We start from the raw sequence: 3824 nt of genomic DNA, 5'->3' as shown, positions 1-3824 counted from the left end.
TCCGATAGTTTTTATTTTTTCTATGTTGTATTTAGAAATAATCTCATCAAACTTTTTGAAAAGAAAATCCAGTTCGCTTACTAATTCTTCAGCCGATAATTTCTCCGCAATTGTTGTGAATCCTTTAAAGTCGGTGAACATCACTGTTACGCTTTCATAATGCTTTGCTGAAGCTTTTCCTTTCGCTTTGAGTTCCCGTGCTGTTTCTGCAGGTAAAATATTCAACAAAAGCTTTTCTGATTTTCTTCTTTCACGAAAAATAAAAACTGAAAGTATCAGCACAACCAACAATCCTCCAGCAACTGACCAGATTATTATTTTCTGCCTGTTTAACTGAGCATCCTGTAATTCTTTGTCTTTGTTCAGAAGTGTAATCTGCTGTTCTTTCTTTTCGGTTTCGTATTTGGTTTGCATTTCGGCTATCTGTTTGGAGGACTCCTCGTTTAAAATACTGTCCTTCACTTCAGAAAATAACTTGTGGTTTTGGTATGCCTCTTTCCAGTTACCTTGTGCGCTGTATAAATCCGACAATCCTCTGTAACTTTCTTTTATATAATTTTTACTTCCAATTTCCCGAGACAAGCACAATCCTTTATTCAAATATTCGTTTGCATTGCTGAATTGCTTTAGCGAAGTATAAAAAGTTCCGATATTAATATAACAAGCGGCAATGCCATTTTTATCCCCTATTGCTTCTCTTATTCTCATGGACGTGAAATAATTTTCCAATGCTTTGGCATGGAGTTGCTCCTTCTTTTCCGAATTTCGTTCAAGTTCTGCCTGCTCGTAATAAATACTTCCGATGTTGTTGTAAGAATAAGCCATGCCATTTTTGTCACCTATTTCTTCTTTTATTTTCAATGAAGCAAAATAATTTTTCAGGGCTTTGCCGTAAAGTTGTTCCTGATACGTTGCGCTATCGGAACTGGCTAAGCTTGCCTGTTCCGCATAAATATTTCCGATATTATTATAGGAAGCAGCGATACCTTTTTTGTCTCCGATTTCTTCTCTGATTTTCAGCGAAGCAAAATAATTTTCCAATGCTTTGGCATAGTTGTTTTGTTCGTAAAAAATAATTCCGATGTTGTTGTAGGAGTAGGCAATGCCTTGTTTATCCCCGACTTCTTCTCTTATTTTCAAAGCTGTGAAATAATTTTCCAATGCTTTGTCAAAATTGGACTGGTTCTTATAAATAATTCCAATGTTATTGTAAGCAGTGGCTCTTTTAAGATTAAGGATTGATCCCGAATACTCAGGACGGTTAATGGAAAGAAGTCTGTCGCAGATTGTCAATGCATCGTTGGCATATTTCATGGCTGGATCATAATCTCCTTTGTTTAGTAATTCCCGACTCAGATCGTTCAGGCAGTTAATTTTGGCGGTATCCTCTTTTTCTTTTTGCAAGAGGATTAAGAGGGAATCAACCTTACTCTGCCGGGCAAAACATGAGATTGAAATAATAATCAAAAAAAGGAAATGTCGTTTCATGAATTGTGTTTTTCGAGAAAATACATTTCAATTTCTCCTTTATTCTTTGCAGAAATTTTTCCTCTAAATTGGCAGGTAAATTTATCTTTTACAAATTGATATGTGTTTCCTGAAATATTTATTTTGTTTGGTTCGCCAGATGATTCCATTCGTGAGGCAATATTTACTGTATCACCCCAGATATCATAAGCAAATTTTTTATCGCCAACTACTCCTGCGGTAACAGCGCCTGTGTGAATTCCTATTCTCAGATTCCACTTATTGTTTTGAGCAGTCATCCAGCTTTGAATTTCTATTGCTGCACTCACTACATCCTCTCCATGTGTGGTATTGGCTGCAGGCAATCCTCCTGCGCACATGTAAGCATCACCAATTGTTTTGATTTTTTCTATCGGATACTTGGAAATAATCTCATCAAACTTTCTGAAAAGAAAATCCAGTTCAGAAACTAATTCTTCTGCAGATAATTTCTCCGCAATGGTTGTGAATCCTTTAAAGTCGGTGAACATGACGGTTACGCTTTCATAATGCTTTGCTGAAGCTTTTCCTTTCGCTTTGAGTTCCCGTGCTGTTTCTGCAGGAAGAATGTTCAGTAAGAGTTTTTCGCTCTTTCTTCTTTCTTTTATAATGAACAGAGAAAGCAATACCACTATCAGCAATCCGCTGACGACTGACCAAATAATTATCTTCTGTTTTCTGACTTCTGACTTCTGCAATTCTCCTTCTTTGTTCAATAAAGTAATTTGCTGCTCTTTCTTTTCGGTTTCATATTTGGTTTGCATTTCTGTGATTTGCCGGGTGCTTTCTTCATTAAGCAATGAATCTTTTATGTCAGAATATTTTTTGTGGTATTCATACGCGTCTTTAAAGTTTTTCATGCTGGCGTAAGTTTCTGCCATCGCCTCACAATTGTTTTGCATGATGTCTTTTGAATCTATTTCTTCTGCGATTAGCAACCCTTTGTATATGCAATCAATCGCTTTTTGATATTCGCCTAACTTAGAATAGGTGACTCCGATATTCCCATAGGTAGCCGCTAATCCATTTTTATCTTGCAGCTCCTTCAAAATATTCAGCGCTTTCGAATAATAATCAACTGCTTTATTGAAATCAGAAAGTTCATCGTATATAATTCCGATGTTGCCCAAAGAAGTCGCTACTGCTTTTTTGTTTCCCATCTGTTTAGCCATGTCAAGAGATTTTTCCTGATACTCAATTGATTTTTTAAAGTCATTCAGATAATAATAAGACGAAGCAATGTTGTTATAAACGCCACCGATTTTTGTTTTGTCATTCAACTCTTCATACACTTTCAAACCAACCGTATAGTACTCTATTGCCTTTGCATAATTATGCTGTTCGTATTGTACAAGTCCTATGTTGTTATACGTTGCGGCAATACCGGTTTTATTTTTTGCTCTTTCGTAGGCATTGATTGTTTTGAGAAAATAGTTCATTGCCTCTTTAAAATTACCTTGAAGATAGTTGACCACACCCATATTGTTCAGCGAAGCAGGCACTCCTTTCTCAAATCCAATTTTTTCAGAAAGAGCAAGTGCGTTTTCAGAAAGATGAAAAGCGGTATCGGGACTAGTGTACCAATAGCAGACGGAAATCAGATTCAGGTGATTGACCTTGTTTGAATCTTCTTTATCTGATATCAAGAGATTTTGAAGTGAATCAATTTTTGACTGCTGTGTAAAAGCAATTAAAGGGTAAAGAAAAATAAATACAAAACAATATTTTCTCATCCTATTTTATAAAATAGATTTCTCAACGAAATACATTTCAATTTCTCCTTTATTCTTTGCAGGGATTTTTCCGCGAAAGTCTGCCCTCACCCCAGTCCTCTCCCAAAAGGAGAGGGAGTTTAGTTGAGTATAAGTGACTCCTGAGATATTTATCTTTCCTGCTTCTCCGCTACTTTCCATTCTTGAGGCAGTATTTACCGTATCCCCCCAAATGTCGTAAGCGAATTTTTTATCACCAACAACTCCTGCGGTGACGGGACCGGTGTGGATGCCGATGCGTAACTGCCAAGCCCCACCTAAATCCTCCAAGCCCCTCCTAAATCCTCCCCATTGGGGAGGACTTGTATTACTTTCTCCCTCCCTAACGGGGAGGGTTGGGGTGGGGCTTTGCATCCATTCCTGTATCTCCAACGCTGCTTTAACAATGTACTCTGCATGATTTGAGTTTGGTGTGGGAAGCCCGCTGGCACACATATAAGCATCTCCGATAGTTTTTATTTTTTCTATGTTGTATTTAGAAATAATCTCATCAAACTTTTTGAAAAGAAAATCCAGTTCGCTTACTAATTCTTCAGCCGATAATTT

3 protein-coding genes are annotated in these 3824 nt (G+C 37.1%); all 3 read right to left on the bottom strand.

All coding sequences use genetic code 11. From position 1 onward, the window contains the following. Positions 1–1488 (bottom strand): tetratricopeptide repeat protein (locus HY841_02490; protein ID MBI4929603.1); only part of this gene is annotated, 1488 nt, incomplete at its 3' end. Then, a complete protein-coding gene (locus tag HY841_02485) occupies positions 1485–3239 on the bottom strand; it encodes a tetratricopeptide repeat protein (protein ID MBI4929602.1) in 1755 nt (584 codons plus the stop codon). The genes HY841_02490 and HY841_02485, both read right to left, overlap by 4 nt. Positions 3240–3245: 6 nt before the next feature. Further along, a partial coding sequence (locus HY841_02480; GenBank protein MBI4929601.1) for an adenylate/guanylate cyclase domain-containing protein occupies positions 3246–3824 on the bottom strand: 579 nt, incomplete at its 5' end.

The organism is Bacteroidota bacterium (genome assembly GCA_016213405.1).
Taxonomy (GTDB): Bacteria; Bacteroidota; Bacteroidia; order Palsa-948; family Palsa-948; genus Palsa-948.
Note: the sequence above shows the minus strand (reverse complement) of the source record. Positions and strands in the feature narration are given on the sequence as shown.